10 protein-coding genes and 1 rRNA gene are annotated in these 15,121 nt (G+C 71.8%); 3 read left to right on the plus strand and 8 right to left on the minus strand.

Annotation, left to right across the window (positions count from 1 at the left end; genetic code table 11):
• Positions 1 to 44: 44 nt before the first annotated feature.
• Positions 45 to 2,855 carry a preprotein translocase subunit SecA gene (gene secA / locus ACFYZY_RS07900; protein ID WP_388690572.1) on the minus strand — a complete coding sequence of 937 codons (2,811 nt, stop codon included), beginning with the start codon at positions 2,853 to 2,855 and terminating at the stop codon, positions 45 to 47.
• 240 nt (positions 2,856 to 3,095) lie between these two features.
• On the opposite strand from secA, the gene ACFYZY_RS07905 reads away from it, so the two are divergent.
• Both ACFYZY_RS07905 and ACFYZY_RS07910 read left to right on the plus strand, forming a co-directional pair.
• A complete protein-coding gene (locus ACFYZY_RS07905; RefSeq protein WP_388690575.1) occupies positions 3,096 to 3,680 on the plus strand; it encodes a GNAT family N-acetyltransferase in 585 nt (194 codons plus the stop codon).
• 46 nt (positions 3,681 to 3,726) lie between these two features.
• Complete coding sequence (locus ACFYZY_RS07910; RefSeq protein ID WP_388690578.1) at positions 3,727 to 4,923, plus strand: winged helix-turn-helix domain-containing protein; 1,197 nt, start codon at positions 3,727 to 3,729, stop codon at positions 4,921 to 4,923.
• Positions 4,924 to 4,956: 33 nt separating this feature from the next.
• Here ACFYZY_RS07910 and ACFYZY_RS07915 read toward each other — a convergent pair whose 3' ends face one another.
• The 6 genes from ACFYZY_RS07915 to mtrA all read right to left on the minus strand — a co-directional run bounded on the left by ACFYZY_RS07915 (position 4,957) and on the right by mtrA (position 12,490).
• Complete coding sequence (locus ACFYZY_RS07915; protein ID WP_388690581.1) at positions 4,957 to 5,709, minus strand: response regulator; 753 nt, start codon at positions 5,707 to 5,709, stop codon at positions 4,957 to 4,959.
• Between the two features lie 197 nt (positions 5,710 to 5,906).
• A complete protein-coding gene (hpf, locus tag ACFYZY_RS07920; protein ID WP_388690584.1) occupies positions 5,907 to 6,602 on the minus strand; it encodes a ribosome hibernation-promoting factor, HPF/YfiA family in 696 nt (231 codons plus the stop codon).
• A gap of 294 nt (positions 6,603 to 6,896) precedes the next feature.
• On the minus strand, positions 6,897 to 7,700 hold the full coding sequence (locus ACFYZY_RS07925) for a ComF family protein (RefSeq protein ID WP_388690587.1): 804 nt from the start codon (positions 7,698 to 7,700) through the stop codon (positions 6,897 to 6,899).
• A gap of 243 nt (positions 7,701 to 7,943) precedes the next feature.
• Complete coding sequence (locus tag ACFYZY_RS07930) at positions 7,944 to 9,818, minus strand: LpqB family beta-propeller domain-containing protein (RefSeq protein ID WP_388690590.1); 1,875 nt, start codon at positions 9,816 to 9,818, stop codon at positions 7,944 to 7,946.
• Positions 9,808 to 11,811, minus strand: a complete 2,004-nt coding sequence (gene mtrB, locus ACFYZY_RS07935; RefSeq protein WP_388690593.1) for an MtrAB system histidine kinase MtrB — start codon at positions 11,809 to 11,811, stop codon at positions 9,808 to 9,810. The genes ACFYZY_RS07930 and mtrB overlap by 11 nt, the downstream gene beginning before the upstream one ends.
• 1 nt (position 11,812) lies before the next feature.
• Positions 11,813 to 12,490, minus strand: coding sequence for a two-component system response regulator MtrA (gene mtrA / locus ACFYZY_RS07940; RefSeq protein WP_010356958.1), 678 nt, complete (start codon positions 12,488 to 12,490; stop codon positions 11,813 to 11,815).
• 330 nt (positions 12,491 to 12,820) lie between these two features.
• On the opposite strand from mtrA, the gene ACFYZY_RS07945 reads away from it, so the two are divergent.
• A complete protein-coding gene (locus tag ACFYZY_RS07945; protein ID WP_388690597.1) occupies positions 12,821 to 14,035 on the plus strand; it encodes a glycerophosphoryl diester phosphodiesterase membrane domain-containing protein in 1,215 nt (404 codons plus the stop codon).
• Between the two features lie 994 nt (positions 14,036 to 15,029).
• Here ACFYZY_RS07945 and rrf read toward each other — a convergent pair.
• Positions 15,030 to 15,121: ribosomal RNA gene (gene rrf / locus ACFYZY_RS07950) — 5S ribosomal RNA — on the minus strand; the annotation flags it as partial.

Raw genomic sequence — 15,121 nt, forward strand, 5'->3', positions numbered from 1 at the left:
GACGGCCCCCTCGAACGCTCAGGGCCCGAGGACCCGGCGGGACGTCACTTCTTGCGACGCCGCCCGCCGCCCGCGTTCTTCTGCGCCTTGCGGCGCTCCGCGCGGGTCATCCCGTCGCCGGAGCCCGTGTCGTCGGAGGCGAAGTCGCCCTCGACCACACCGCCGTCGCCGTCCACGGTCGGCGCCGAGAAGTGCAGCCGGTCCGGCCGCTGCGGGGCGTCGAGCCCCTTGGCGCGGATCTCCGGACGCCCGGCGGCGGCCGGCACCGCGTCGCCCTTGTCGAGCGAGGGGGCGCCCGCCTGCACCGGGACCTCCTCGACCTGCTGCTCGACCTGGACCTCCAGGTTGAACAGGTAGCCGACGGACTCCTCCTTGATGCCCTCCATCATGGCGGTGAACATGTCGAAGCCCTCGCGCTGGTACTCGACCAGCGGGTCCTTCTGCGCCATGGCGCGCAGGCCGATGCCCTCCTGGAGGTAGTCCATCTCGTAGAGGTGCTCGCGCCACTTGCGGTCCAGGACCGAGAGGACGACGCGCCGCTCCAGCTCGCGCATGATCTCCGAGCCGAGCTGCTTCTCGCGCGCCTCGTACTGCTCGTGGATGTCGTCCTTGATGGACTCGGCGATGAACTCGGCGGTGATGCCCGCGCGGTCCCCGGCCGCGTCCTCCAGGTCCTCCACGGTGACCTTCACCGGATAGAGCTGCTTGAAGGCGTTCCACAGACGGTCGAGGTCCCACTCCTCCGCGAAGCCCTCGGCGGTCTCCTGGCGGATGTAGTCGTCGATCGTGTCGTCCATGAAGTGGCGGATCTGCTCGTGCAGGTCCTCGCCCTCCAGGACGCGGCGGCGCTCGCCGTAGATGACCTCGCGCTGCCGGTTGAGGACCTCGTCGTACTTCAGGACGTTCTTGCGGGTCTCGAAGTTCTGGGTCTCGACCTGGGACTGCGCGGAGGCGATGGCGCGGGTGACCATCTTGTTCTCGATCGGCACGTCGTCCGGCACGTTGGCCATGGCCATCACGCGCTCGACCATCTGCGCCTTGAACAGGCGCATCAGGTCGTCGCCGAGGGAGAGGTAGAAGCGGGACTCGCCGGGGTCGCCCTGGCGGCCGGCGCGGCCGCGGAGCTGGTTGTCGATGCGGCGGGACTCGTGGCGCTCGGTGCCGAGGACGTACAGCCCGCCCAGCTCCTTGACCTCCTCGAACTCCGCCTTCACGGCCTTCTCGGCGCGCTCCAGGGCGGCGGGGAGGGCCGCGGCCCACTCCTCGACGTGCTCGACCGGGTCGAGGCCCGCCTGGCGCAGCTCGGCCTCGGCGAGGTCGTCCGGGTTGCCGCCGAGCTTGATGTCCGTACCGCGGCCGGCCATGTTCGTGGCGACGGTGACGGCGCCGCGACGGCCGGCCTGGGCGACGATGCTGGCCTCGCGCTCGTGGTGCTTGGCGTTGAGGACCTCGTGCGGGATGCCGCGCTTGGAGAGCTGCTGCGAGAGGTACTCGGACTTCTCGACGGAGGTCGTGCCGACCAGGATCGGCTGGCCCTTCTCGTGCTTCTCCGCGATGTCGTCCACCACGGCGGCGAACTTGGCGACCTCCGTGCGGTAGATCAGGTCCGACTGGTCCTTGCGGATCATCGGCCTGTTCGTGGGGATCGGGACGACGCCGAGCTTGTAGATCTGGTGGAACTCGGCGGCCTCGGTCATGGCCGTACCGGTCATGCCGGAGAGCTTGTCGTACAGGCGGAAGAAGTTCTGCAGGGTGATCGTGGCGAGGGTCTGGTTCTCGTCCTTGATCGGCACCCCCTCCTTCGCCTCGATCGCCTGGTGCATGCCCTCGTTGTAGCGGCGGCCGGCGAGGATGCGGCCGGTGTGCTCGTCGACGATCATGACCTCGCCGTCGATGACGACGTAGTCCTTGTCCTTCTTGAACAGTTCCTTCGCCTTGATGGCGTTGTTCAGGTAACCGACGAGCGGGGTGTTCACCGACTCGTAGAGGTTGTCGATGCCCAGCCAGTCCTCGACCTTGGCGACGCCCGCCTCGTGGATGGCGACGGTGCGCTTCTTCTCGTCGACCTCGTAGTCGCCGGTCTCCTCGATGCCCTTGAGCGGGACGCCGGGCTCGCCCCGGGTGAGGCGGGTGACCAGCTTGGCGAAGTCGCCGTACCACTTGGTGGCCTGGTCGGCGGGGCCGGAGATGATCAGCGGCGTACGGGCCTCGTCCACGAGGATGGAGTCGACCTCGTCGACACAGGCGAAGTTGTGGCCGCGCTGGACGAGCTCGTCCTTGGACCACGCCATGTTGTCGCGGAGGTAGTCGAAGCCGAACTCGTTGTTCGTGCCGTAGGTGATGTCGCAGTTGTACTGCTCGCGGCGCTGGGCCGGCGTCATGTTGGCGAGGATGCAGCCGACGGTCAGGCCGAGGAACTTGTGCACCCGGCCCATCAGCTCGGAGTCGCGCTCGGCCAGGTAGTCGTTGACCGTGATCAGGTGCACGCCCTTGCCGGAGAGCGCGTTGAGGTACGCCGGGAGGGTGCCGACGAGGGTCTTGCCCTCACCGGTCTTCATCTCCGCGACGTAGCCGAGGTGGAGCGCGGCGCCGCCCATCAGCTGGACGTCGTAGTGGCGCTGGCCGAGCACGCGCTTGGCGGCCTCGCGCACCGTCGCGAACGCTTCGGGCATCAGGTCGTCGAGGCTCTCACCGTCGGCGTACCGCTGCTTGTACTCATCGGTGAGCGCCCTCAACTCGGCGTCGGAGAGGTTGACGAAGTCCTCTTCGATGGAGTTGACCTGGTCCGCGATGCGGTGCAGTTTGCGCAGGATCTTGCCTTCGCCTGCACGCATGAGCTTGTTGAAGACGGACACTGAGGCTGGTCTCCTTGCCGGTCGGGCCTGGCACTGGGTCTTGTCACGGACACGAGCGCGGGCACGGCAGGTGGTCCCCACCGCAACGGCCATCGTAAGCGAGACCGCCCTCACGGAGGGAGGCCCGCAGCACCTGAGCCGTCCGCCCGCCCGCAGGGAGAACGCACGAGGTGGGCGGAAGGTGCCGCCCCGCCCGAAAAGTGTTCGCTTCCGGTCCGGCCGGTCACGACAATCCCCCGCATGGAGCCCATCACCCTCACCACCGACCGCCTGCGCCTGCGAAACCCCGTCCCCGGCGACGCCGAGGCCGTGTACGGGATCTGCCAGGACCCCGGCATCCGGCGCTGGACCACCGTCCCCGACCCCTACACCCGGCAGGACGCCGACTTCTTCCTGAACCGCCTGGTGCCGGACGGCTGGCGCGAGGACACCGAGTACGCCTTCGCCGCCGAACTCCTGACCGGCGGCCCGCTGCTCGCCGCCGCCTCCCTGAGCGGCCGCGGTCCGGGCGTCTGGGAGGTCGGCTACTGGCTGGACCCGGAGCACCGCGGCAACGGCCACATGACGGAGATCGTCCGCGCCCTGGCCCACTGGGCCTTCACCGGGCTCGGCTGCACCCGCCTGGTGTGGCGGGCCGAGGTCGGCAACACCCCCTCGCGCGCGGTGGCCGAACGGGTCGGCTTCCTCGTGGAGGGCGTCCAGCGCGCCGGCCTGATCAACAAGGGCACGCTCCGGGACTGCTGGACCGGCGCCCTGCTCCCCTCCGACTTCGGCCTGCCGAGCCCGCTGCCGTACCTTCCGGCGCGGGATCTCCCGGCCGTCTGAGGAGGCCCGGTCCCGGGTGTCGGTGCCGGGGCCTAGGGTGCGGTCCATGACGACTGTGCCGCCCCCCGCCGCCGAACTGTCCGCCGACGAAGCCCGCAGGATCGCGCTGCGTGCCCAGGGGTTCCTGGGCGCGCCCGACCGCCGCGCCGGGGTGCGCGGCGTGCTGCGGAGCCTGGGACAGGTCCAGCTCGACACCATCTCGGTCCTGGCCCGCTCGCACGAGCTGATCCCGTACGCGCGCCTGGGCGCCGTGGGCCGTCCGGCGGTCGAGGAGGCGTACTGGACGGCCGCGTCCGGCGACGGGACCCCGGTCCGGCCCCACGCCTTCGAGTACTGGTCGCACGCCGCCTGCGTCCTGCCGATCGAGGAGTGGCCGCACTTCGCCTTCCGCAGGCGCGCCTACCGCGCCCGCCCGCAGTGGGGCCACGAGCTGTCGACCGGGGCGTACCGGAAGGTGATCGACCAGCTCCGGGCCGAGGGCCCCCGGACGGCGACCGAACTGGGCGGCGCGAAGAACAAGGGCGAGTGGTGGGACTGGTCCGACTCCAAGGTCGCCGTGGAGCGGGCCCTGATGTACGGCGAGGTGGTGGTGGTCGAGCGGCGCGGCTGGAAGCGGGTCTACGACCTGGCCGAGCGGGCGATCCCGCAGGACCTGCTCCACGACGACCTCGACGACACCGAGTGCGTGCGGCGCCTGGTGCGGCAGGCGGGCGAGGCACTGGGCGTGGGCACGCGCGCGGACATCGCCGACTACCACCGGATCAAGGGCGAGCAGTTCGACGCGGTGGTCGAGGCGTCGGGCCTGGTGCCGGTGGCGGTGACGGGCTGGGGGAAGCCCGCCTGGGCGGACCCGGCGGCCCTGGCGACCGCACCGCGCGGCCGGCACCGCACGACGTTGCTGTCGCCGTTCGACTCGCTGGTCTGGGAGCGGGCCCGCACGGAGCGGATCTTCGGTTTCACGCACCGCCTGGAGGCGTACGTGCCGAAGCCGAAGCGGGTGTACGGCTACTTCGCCATGCCGGTGCTGGCCGGGGGCCGGCTGGTCGGCCGGGTGGACCCGGCGCGCGAGGGCCGGACGCTCGTGGCCCGGCAGGTGACCCTCGACGGTCCCGGGGCGGTTCCGGCGGTGGCGCGGGCCCTGCGCGAGGCGGCCGAGTGGGTCGGCTGCGACGCGGTCACGGTGGTCCCGGACCGCGTGAACCTGCCGGGGCTGGTACCGGAGCTGGTGCGGGCGCTGGGCTGAGCGGACCGGCCGGGGCGCCTCCGGTCCGGGACCTCAGCGGATTTCGAGGATCTTCTCCCGCATCGCGTACACCACGGCCTCCATCCGGGAGTGCAGCTGGAGCTTCTCCAGGATGTTCCGGACGTGGTTCTTCACGGTGTTCTCGGAGATGAACAGTTCCTTGGCGATGTCCCGGTTGTTCATCCCGGTCGCGACGAGCTTGAGGACCTCCAGCTCGCGGTCGGTCAGCCGGGGCGCGGGCACGAGTCTGCGCTCGTCGGTCCGCTGGATCATCGACTTGAACTCGGTGAGGAGCTTGGACGCCATGGACGGGCTGATCTGCGACTGCCCGTCCGCGACCGCGCGGATCGCCGTCGCGACCTCGTCGGTGGAGATCTCCTTGAGGAGGTAGCCGGTGGCCCCCGCCTTGATGGCGTCGTAGAGGTCCGCCTCCTCGTCGCTGATCGTCAGCATGATGATCTTCGCGCTGGGGGCGACCTCCTTGATGGAGGTGCACGCCTCGATGCCCCCGCGCCGGGGCATCCGTACGTCCATCAGGACGATGTCGGGCAGCAGATCGGCCGCTTTGTCGACGGCTTCCGCCCCGTCACCGGCCTCGCCGACGACCTGGATGTCCTCCTCGTGGAAGAGGACGATCTCCAGTCCGCGGCGGAAGAGGGCGTGGTCGTCCACGACGAGGACCCGGATCGGCTCCTTGCGGAATGTGCCGTTGTCCGAATCCGATCCCTCCGGAACCGTCTCACCGTGCTCGCGCCCGCTGATCACCGGCCCGAAGCTGTCCGCCATCGTTCCTCCCCCTGAAGGCCGTGGCCTGAATTCGTTTCCGGTCCCCAACCCGTGCCCCAAGAGCACCGGTTGGCGTGCGCACCATGATTTCATGCCCCGGCGGCGGCGGGGTGATACCGGGACGCGCGGGGGTGCCCCTGGGAGCGCACCACGCGCTCCAGGGGCACCTCGGGATGTGGGTCGGCGCGGGGCGGCGGTCAGCCGCCGAGCGCGCCGCCGGCGCCGCCGTCGTCGAGCGGGTCGCTCTGGGCGAGCGGGTCGCTCTCCAGGTGGATGACTCCGTAGTCGTACGCGTGTCGCCGGTAGACGACGCTCGGCTGCTTGGTGTCGGAGTCGACGAAGAGATAGAAGTCGTGCCCGACCAGTTCCATCTCGTAGAGCGCCTGGTCGAGCGTCATCGGCGCGGCCGTGTGGGTCTTCTCCCGGACGACCAGCGGACCGTCGCCCTGGACCTCGATCGAGCCCACCATCCTGGTGGGCACGTCGTCGGTCTCCTCCGCGACGAGGTTGCCCTCCCCGTCGAACTGGGCGACGCCGGGCACCACGTCCCCGACCTCCGACGCCGAGAGACGGCCGTTGCCGCGCCGGGTGTACCGCTTGTCGTGCTGCTTGCGCAGTCGCGCCTCGAGCTTGTCGCTGGCGAGGTCGAGCGCCGCGTACGGGTCGCCCGCCGCGGCCTCCGCCCGGATCACCGGGCCGCGGGAGTGGAGGGTGATCTCCACGCGGTCGGACCGGTCGGCCTGCCGCGGGTTGGGCTCCTTGGACACCTCGACGTCGAGGCTGATCACCTTGCCGTCGAGCTTCTGGATCTTCTCCAGCTTCAGCTTCTCGGCCACGTGCTTGCGGAACCGCTCGGGCACCTCGGTCTTGCGGCCCTTGACGACGATGTCCACGCAGAACTCCGTTCCCGGATCACCCGGACCGGCCCTCCGGCCGCCGGGCGTCTCCCTTTGCACCAGACTCCGGTGGATTACCGGAGTTCGGACTTGGCGACTTTCGCCTCCTCCTCCCCGGTCGACAAGATCCCCACCCCGTCGACAGGAAGTTGATTCGCTCTGAACTCCTGTCCTCGGGCGCAACCATGTATTCGGCGAGACGATGACTTTCGTCATTCCTCACAACCGAACATAGCCCCTTCGGACGGGTGTCGGCACCCGCTGCCGCCACATACCGCCGTTCGAGTGCTTTCACCGCTCACCACCTGCAACGATCCAAGATCTTGCGGAGTTCCGGTTTATTTCGAAAGAAGCGGGAGAGGATGCGATCACGGCCGCCGCCCGCTGTTCCCTGCCCTGCCGCGCCGGGCTTTCCCGGAAGCCGCGCGGCATTTCTCCCGCGTGCGGAAGGCATACGGCTCCGAGGGCCCGCGCCGCCTCCGCCAGGGACGCGCCCGTGGTCATCAGGTCGTCCACGAGGACCGCCCTTCCCGCCGTGAGCAGCCGCGCGCCGCCCGGCACGACCTCCAGGGCCCCGGCCAGGTTCGCCAGCCGCCCCCGCGCGCCCAGCCCGGCCTGGTCCGCCACGTACCGCCGCTGGCGCAGTACGGGCGCGACCCGCACGTCCCGTCCCGTCCGCCGCAGCCGGCCCGCCGCGGCCAGGGCGATCCGCCGCGCGGGATCGTGCCCCCGCGCCCGTACGGAACGCCGGGAGGACGGCACCGGTACGAGGACCAGGGGACCGGAGGAGGGCTCCCCCACGGCCCCGGCCACGGCCTCCACGGCACCCGCCAGGGCGTCTCCCAGGGGTCCGGCCAGGGCGAGCGCGCCGCGCTCCTTGTGGGCGAGGAGCAGCTCCCGCACCACGTCGGCGTACGGCGCGGCGGCGTGCACCACGGGCAGGCCGGAAGGCTCGGGGTCGGGCCGCACCCTGCGCGGCGGCGTCCCGGTCAGCGCCTCCGCGCACGCCGGGCACAGCTCCGTCCGCGGCCTGCCGCAGCCTCCGCAGGCGACCGGCAGCACCAGGCCGGCGATCTCGCGCCACCACCCCCGCATGGCTCCACTGTGCGCCTTCCCCCGGCCTCCGGCCACCCCTGTGGAAAACCCCCTGGCCCCGCCGCGCCGCCCATCTTCTCCGGGCCGCGGGCCACCGCCCTCGGACCCCGGCGGAAGCCCCCGGGACCGTCACTCCGGCGCCCGCCGGAAGCCCCTTCCCCGGGGCTCCCGGAAACCCGCGCAGGTCCCGGAGTACGTCAGGTACGGCCTCCGGGCGGACGGTGCCGCTCTGGGCACACGTCCCTAGCCGGGGTAGACCGGTGAGCTCCCGGTCTTCACCACCGGCTGCCAGTTCGTTCCCGGGGGCAGCCGGACGATGCCGTCCTCGGAGTCGGCCACCACGGGGGTCGCCGCCGACTCGTCGTGCGGCGCGGACACCGAGGACGCCCCGTTCAGGCCGGGGAGCACCGAGGACGCCGAGGTCGAGCCGTCCGTCTGCAGGTAGCGGATCTGCTGCACGCCCCCCGCCTCCCGGCCGACCACGACGAGCCGGCTCGGCCCCGCCCAGGAGACGGCCGTGACCGACTCCATGCGGGGCGCGGCGGGCTGGAGGTCCGCCACCGAGGCCGAGACGACGGTCCCGCCGTCCGTCGTCCGCCGCTCGATCCGGCCGATCTGGAGGGTGGTGCGCTCGCCCCGCCTGACCACCAGGGCCATCCGCACGCCGTCGGCGGAGACCCGCAGCGACTCGATGCGGCCGTCCCCCAGCCACGGCGTGCCGACCTCGACGGGTTTGCCCGTACCTCCCGGCACCATCCACAGCCGGCGCTCGGCGGGATCGCGGTCGGCGACCCACAGGTCGCCCTGGCCGTCCCAGGTGGGCGTGGAGAGCCGGTCCACCGGCTTGACGGCCTTGCTGGACAGAACGGCCGGCGGCGGCTCCTGCCCCGTCTCCACCGTGATGGAGGAGACGAACAGCTGGTGACCGGTCGTGTCGACCCCGGCGGCCCGGGTCTCGTCCCGGTCGACGGCGACCGAACCGAGCCGGGTCGGACCCCTGCCGAACGGCCCCGGCACCTCGACCGGCGCGCTCGCCTCCTTCTCCCCGGCCATCAGCTTCCTCAGCTTGTCGTGGCCGTCGAGGAAGTACGCGTTCTCCCCGCGGCCGCCGTTCCTGACCGGCGCGAACTCGGCCGCCTGCCCCTGTCCCAGCCGGCACAGCGACCCCTTCGACCCCAGGAGCTCCACCTGTTCGACCCGTACGGACGGCAGGTCGCGCAGGGTGAACAGCAGTTGCGCCGCCATCCGCCGGCACGCCGGGCCGTCGGCCCCGTCCGCCTTCGCGTTGAGGGGCACCTTCAGCGTGGACTGGTCGTCCGTCGCCAGGGTGGTGACGCCCTTCCTCAGCTCCGTACGCGGGGGGAAGCTGGAGTCGACGGCCGGCTTCAGCCAGTTCGTCGGGCCGTCGAGCAGAGTCTTGACCGTCTGGGTGACCGGGTCCATCCGGGTGACCGGGTCCTGCCGCTGCCGGATGTAGACGGGATCGGCGACGACCCAGTCCTTCCCGGAGGCGAAGTAGTACTTGTTGACCGAGCGGTAGTTCCGGAGGAAGTCGGCCTCACCGAGGAGCAGGCCGGGCGGGAGGCTGTTGATGCGCCACTCCTTGCCCTTGCCGCCGGCGGCCGGCTGCTGCACGACGTGGATCGTCTGCAGGTACTCCTTGGGGCTGATCGGCTGGTACGCGTGGCGCGCGTCCACGGTCGCGATCTTGCGGCCGGTGAGGGAGTAGGAACGTCCCTCCTTGTCGGGGTCGCCGTTGCGGCCCGCCTGTTCGCGGCTGGGCGCGGCGGTGAGCACGGTGATGCCCTCCTCCGGCTTCCAGGTCTCCGCCGCGTGCTGCGTGAGGTATTTGCGGGCGGTGGCGAACCCGAGGTCGTCACTGGTCATGGCCTCCAGGAAGCCGTCGACGATCTCGCCCGGGTCGGCGTTCTCGCGCGGCGCGACGGCGTAGACCCGCACCTGCGAGTCGCCCGTGGTGGAGCCCTTCACCGCCTCCACGCTCCCGTCGTCGGGCATCGTCGCGCAGCCGGCCGCCAGGAGCGCCCCGCACGCGGAGAGCACCACCGCGCGGCCCCCCCGTGCCCGGCCCGCGCGCTCCGTCCGGGCGTCAGCCCCCATGTGTCCCGTCCTCCCGCTCGGCGTTCCCGTTCCGTCCGGCCGTCGCGCCCACCCCGCCGTCGGTGTCGGCGGCCGCTCGCGGCACCACCCGGGAACCGCTGCCGGGCAGCGCCGCCGGATCGACGGTCGCCCGGAACGGCCTCGGCGGTACGGGGAGCGCCGACCGGTCCCCGGCGGCCTGTGCCGGTACGGCCGCGCGGCGGGCGTTCTCCTGCGCGTGCCCGGCGGCCGCCTGCTCCCGGTTGCGGCGCGAATCCTCGGGCTCCAGGGGTATCGGGGAGCCCCGCAGCGGCTCGTCCGCGGTGCGCGGCAGGGTGAGCCGGAACTGCGAACCGCCACCGGGCTCACCCCACGCCTGGAGCCAGCCGCCGTGCAACCGGGCGTCCTCGACGGCGATCGACAGGCCGAGACCGGTGCCGCCGGTGGTGCGGGCGCGGGCGGGGTCGGCGCGCCAGAAGCGGTTGAAGACCCGGGTCGCCTCGCCCGGCTTGAGCCCGACGCCGTAGTCGCGGACGGCGACGGCGACGGCCCCGCCCGCGGCGGCCAGCCTGACCACCACGTCCCGGCCCTCGCCGTGCTCGACGGCGTTGACGACGAGGTTGCGCAGCACCCGCTCGACCCGGCGGGCGTCCGCCTCGGCCACCACGGGCTGCTGGTCGCCCACGACCACGATCCGGGTGCCCTTGCGCTCGGCGAGGGGTTCGGCACCGCCTATGACCCGGCGCACGACCTGCCGCAGATCTATCGGCTCGGCCTCCAGCGCGGCCGCGCCCGCGTCGAAACGGCTGATCTCCAGGAGATCGGAGAGCAGCGACTCGAAACGGTCGAGCTGGTCGCCGAGGAGTTCGGCGGAGCGGGCGGTGACGGGATCGAAGTCGACCCGGGCCTCGTGGATGACGTCGGCGGCCATCCGGACGGTGGTCAGCGGGGTGCGCAGCTCGTGCGAGACGTCCGAGACGAACCGGCGCTGCATCCGCGACAGCTCCTCCAGCTGCTGGATCTTGAGCTGAAGGCTCTGCGCCATCTTGTTGAACGCCTCGCCGAGCCGCGCGATGTCGTCCTCGCCGGTGACCTTCATCCGTTCCTGGAGGCGGCCCGCCGAGAGCCGTTCGGCGATGCCGGCGGCCATGCGGACGGGCGTGACGACCTGGCGCACCATGAGCCAGGCGATGGCGCCGAGCAGCACCACGACGAAGAGGCCGGCGGTCGCCAGCGTGCCCTTGACCAGGGCGAGGGAGTCCTCCTCCTGCGACAGGGGGAAGAGGTAGTACAGCTCGTACTGGGTGCCCTCGGCGTCGTTCAGCCGTTTGCCGATCACCAGTCCCGGCTCGGACGCCTTGGAGCTGGTGTAGTGGATGCGCGTGGGCTTCTGGAAGGTGCCCGTCCCCTGGGCGACCGAGCGCCGCAGTTCCGCGGGGATGCTGGTGGCCGGATCGACCTCTCCGGAGGCGCGGACGCCACGGCTCGCGGTGTCACCGGTGTCGAGGGAGAGCGCCACCACGTTGAAGGCGCTCTGACCACCGCTGGCGAGCTGCTCGACCAGGGTGGAGCGCCAGTTCACGGGGGCACCGACCCGTCCGCCGTCCTGCTGGCCGGGGGTCGAGGGGGTCGTCGCCGCCCGGTCCTGGGCGGCGGAGAAACCGCCCGCGGCCTGGCTCTGGGCGGCCTTCTCCTTGGCTTCGAACAGACCGTTGCGGACCTGGCCGATGACGACGAGGCCGAGCAGCAGCACGACACCGAGGGACATCAGCAGGGTGCCCGCGACGATCCGCAACTGGATGTTCCGCCGCCACAGCCGCACGGCGGGCAGCAGGGGCCGCCGGATCCAGCGCGCGAAGAGCCGGAAGACCGGCCCTCCCCGCGTCCCGTCCCGGAGGAGCCGCCCGCCGCGCGGCAGACGGCCGGAACGCGAGCCCCCCCGCCCCGGTCCGGCAGCCCGCCCCGTACGGTTCCCCGGGTCCCCGGGCTTCGGAGCAGCACTGCCTTCGCTCATGTCAGCTCGGTCCCGCCTTGTAACCGACACCACGGACGGTCACCACGATCTCCGGCCGCTCGGGGTCCTTCTCGACCTTCGAGCGCAACCGCTGGACGTGCACGTTCACCAGCCGGGTGTCGGCCGCGTGCCGGTAGCCCCACACCTGCTCCAGCAGGACCTCACGGGTGAAGACCTGCCACGGCTTGCGCGCGAGCGCGACCAGCAGGTCGAACTCCAGCGGGGTCAGCGCGATGGACTGCCCGTCCCGCTTCACGGAGTGCCCGGCCACGTCGATGACCAGGTCACCGATGGTGAGCTGCTCCGGAGCCGGCTCTTCGGACCTCCGCAGCCGCGCCCGGATGCGGGCGACGAGCTCCTTCGGCTTGAACGGCTTCACGATGTAGTCGTCGGCCCCGGACTCCAGGCCCACGACCACGTCGACCGTGTCGCTCTTGGCCGTGAGCATGACGATCGGCACCCCCGACTCGGCCCGGATGAGCCGGCACACCTCGATGCCGTCCCTGCCGGGCAGCATCAGGTCCAGCAGCACCAGGTCGGGCTTCGCCTCCCTGAAAGCGGCCAGCGCCTTGTCACCGTCCGCGACGAACGACGGCTCGAACCCTTCACCCCGCAGCACGATGCCGAGCATCTCGGCCAGTGCGGTGTCGTCGTCGACGACAAGAACGCGTCCCTTCATATCGACATCATCCCATTAGCCAATCGTTACCTGCCGTGACCTGTCCCACAGCGTCTCCCCCTGTCCGGACCGTGATCTTGTGGACGACGGCCCGCTCGGCCCGCCGCCGCACGGTTCGCGCGGCCGGATCGGGCATCCGCACAGTGTGCCGCCTGCCGTCCGCACATTGAAGGTCCGGAGGAAGCTACGAAGGACAGGGCCGCTCTCGCCCACCGCCGGACCCCACGTGACACGATGGCACCCGGCCCGTCGCCGTGCCAGGTGTCGGCCGCCGTGACCGAGCCGGTTCGCCGATCCGGCACCGCGACCATTCCTCCGAGGTGGACGACCGTGAACGACACTCCGGGCTGGCCCCCGCCCGGACCCGCCCCCTCCGGCGGCCAGGACGGCTCCGACGCGTCCCGGCCCGACGGCCCGGCCGACGCGAACGGCTCCGCCCCCCAGTGGTCCGAGCACCAGCCGCCCGCCGGCCGGTGGTCGCCGCCGTCCGGCCCGACACCGCCTTCCGGGCCCGGCCGAAACTGGAACGCCCAGCCCGCCGGCACCCCCTGGGACAAGCCGCACGCCCCGAAGCCCGGCGTCGTCCCGCTGCGCCCCCTGGGCGTGGGCGAGATCCTCGACGGCGCGGTGAAGACCCTCCGTGCCCACTGGCGCACGGTCCTCACCATCACGGTCACGGTCGCGGTGCTCTCCGAGACCTTCGGCGTACTGGCGCAGCGGTATCTGACGCAGAAGACCCCGCCGCTCGGCCCGGGTGCCACGCCCGCCGAGGAACTGGAGCACATGCTCGAGTCGGTCCAGTCCTCCCTGATCGGCATGGGACCGGCCCTGCTCGTGACGCTGGTGGCGTCCCTGGTCAGCAGCGCCCTGCTGACCGTCGTCATCAGCCGCGCGATCCTCGGCCGCCCGGTCTCGCTGTCCTCCGCCTGGCAGGAGGCCCGGCCGCGCCTGCTCCGTCTGCTCGGCCTGACGCTGCTCCTCGCGGCGATGAGCGCCGCCGTCGTGTTCGCGGGGCTACTGCCCGGGAGGCTGGTCGGCGGGGCCCCCGGGGTGGCCCTGACCCTTCTCGGCAGTCTCGCCGCCCTGGTGGCGTTCGTCTGGCTGCTGATCCGTTTCAGTCTCGCCTCCCCCGCCCTGATGCTGGAGCGCGGCGGCGTGGTCCAGTCCCTGAAGCGCTCGGCGAAGCTGGTCCAGGGCTCGTGGTGGCGGGTCTTCGGGATCGTCCTGCTCACCCAGCTGCTGATCTACCTCTTCACCCTGGTCGTCTCGATCCCCTTCATGCTCCTCGCCATCGCGGTCGACGGTGACGGACTCACCGGCCTGGTCGCCGGGACGTCCACCACCTTCGGCTGGCCGTTCCTGATCGTCACGGGCATCGGCGGCGTGATCACCAACGCGCTCACCTACCCCATCTCGGCCGGCGTGACGGTCCTCCTCTACGTGGACCAGCGCATCCGCCGGGAAGCCCTGGACCTGGAACTGATCCGGGCGGCGAACCTCTCCGACCGCGACCCCGCACCCGGCGATCGGGCCGTCGGGGGCTGATGCCGTGACGGCCGCGGGGCAAGCGGCCGCGACACCGGCGCACTCGCGCGCCGACGGCGACGTGCCGGTGGACGTCCCCCGCTCCCCAGCCCGCGAGGCGGCGGAGCGGGGGCGTCCCGGCCCGAGGGGCCACGAGACCGGCCTGTCCCTCCTCCAAAGCGTCCTCGACCACTTCTGAAAACGGCTCGGCACCCTCTTCGACTCCGCTTGTCTCCGCGCCCGGTGCCGCCCCGGGCGGGCCCCCGGCCCCGTGGTCATCACCCTGGCCGCGGCCTCACCCGCCACCGCCCTCCAGCGGCCCCCCAGCACTCCCCACAGGGCACCCGGCTCTCCGGGGCCGCTGCCCCTCCTCGGACGGCCCCCGCACCGCCCACGGCCACCGGGCAGCCGCTATCCGCTGGACCCGGACGGCCCAGGAACGCACACAGGCCGTCGCCCGCTCACTGGAGCAACGCTTCCCGCCTCGAGGTTCTGGCTCAGTTTCCGTGAAGCGGTAACTGATCGTCACCGGGCAGATGTCTTCGAAGCGGCCCAGGTGCCGATCTCCGTGGTCAGAGCTGGATGGTCGTGATGCTCGGCCGGGTGGTGATGCGAGGAGAACTCGCTCGCGGAGGAGCGCGAATTCCGTGAGCGTTTCTGGGCGGCTGAGAATCCATCTGGTCACCTGGCGGGGTGCCGGGGGTTGCGCCGTGACCGGGCCGGGGCGAGGTGCGCTACTGCGGCTGACGCAGACGCCGAAGACGCCCGCCATCCGGGCACCGGCCCAGCCCGCGAGGGCAAGGCCGACCATGTTTCCAGCCGGAGCGATCTCTCTTCCACGATACGCACTCCGGCCGCGCAGGGAGCGGACGGCGACGGAGGCCGGCGCCGTACGACGCCTCCGCCGACACCCGGCGACTTTCTCACTCAGCTCCGGGACCGCCTGGCCCCCCAAAAGGCCAGCAAACGCAGAAAAGCCCCGCACCATGAGGTGCGGGGCTTTCCCACAATGATTGTTCGGCGGTGTCCTACTCTCCCACAGGGTCCCCCCTGCAGTACCATCGGCGCTGAAAGGCTTAGCTTCCGGGTTCGGAATGTAACCGGGCG

This window comes from Streptomyces sp. NPDC001744 (genome assembly GCF_042892575.1).
Taxonomy (GTDB): domain Bacteria; phylum Actinomycetota; class Actinomycetes; order Streptomycetales; family Streptomycetaceae; genus Streptomyces.

Bases quoted from the DNA above. Each gene is read 5' to 3' on its own strand.
- ACFYZY_RS07905 (WP_388690575.1), top strand. From the start codon at position 3,096: ATGGAGCCCATCACCCTCACCACCGACCGCCTGCGCCTGCGAAACCCC.
- ACFYZY_RS07915 (WP_388690581.1), bottom strand. From the start codon at position 5,709: ATGGCGGACAGCTTCGGGCCGGTGATCAGCGGGCGCGAGCACGGTGAG.
- ACFYZY_RS07930 (WP_388690590.1), bottom strand. From the start codon at position 9,818: ATGGGGGCTGACGCCCGGACGGAGCGCGCGGGCCGGGCACGGGGGGGC.
- ACFYZY_RS07925 (WP_388690587.1), bottom strand. From the start codon at position 7,700: ATGCGGGGGTGGTGGCGCGAGATCGCCGGCCTGGTGCTGCCGGTCGCC.
- mtrB (WP_388690593.1), bottom strand. From the start codon at position 11,811: ATGAGCGAAGGCAGTGCTGCTCCGAAGCCCGGGGACCCGGGGAACCGT.
- ACFYZY_RS07910 (WP_388690578.1), top strand. From the start codon at position 3,727: ATGACGACTGTGCCGCCCCCCGCCGCCGAACTGTCCGCCGACGAAGCC.
- mtrA (WP_010356958.1), bottom strand. From the start codon at position 12,490: ATGAAGGGACGCGTTCTTGTCGTCGACGACGACACCGCACTGGCCGAG.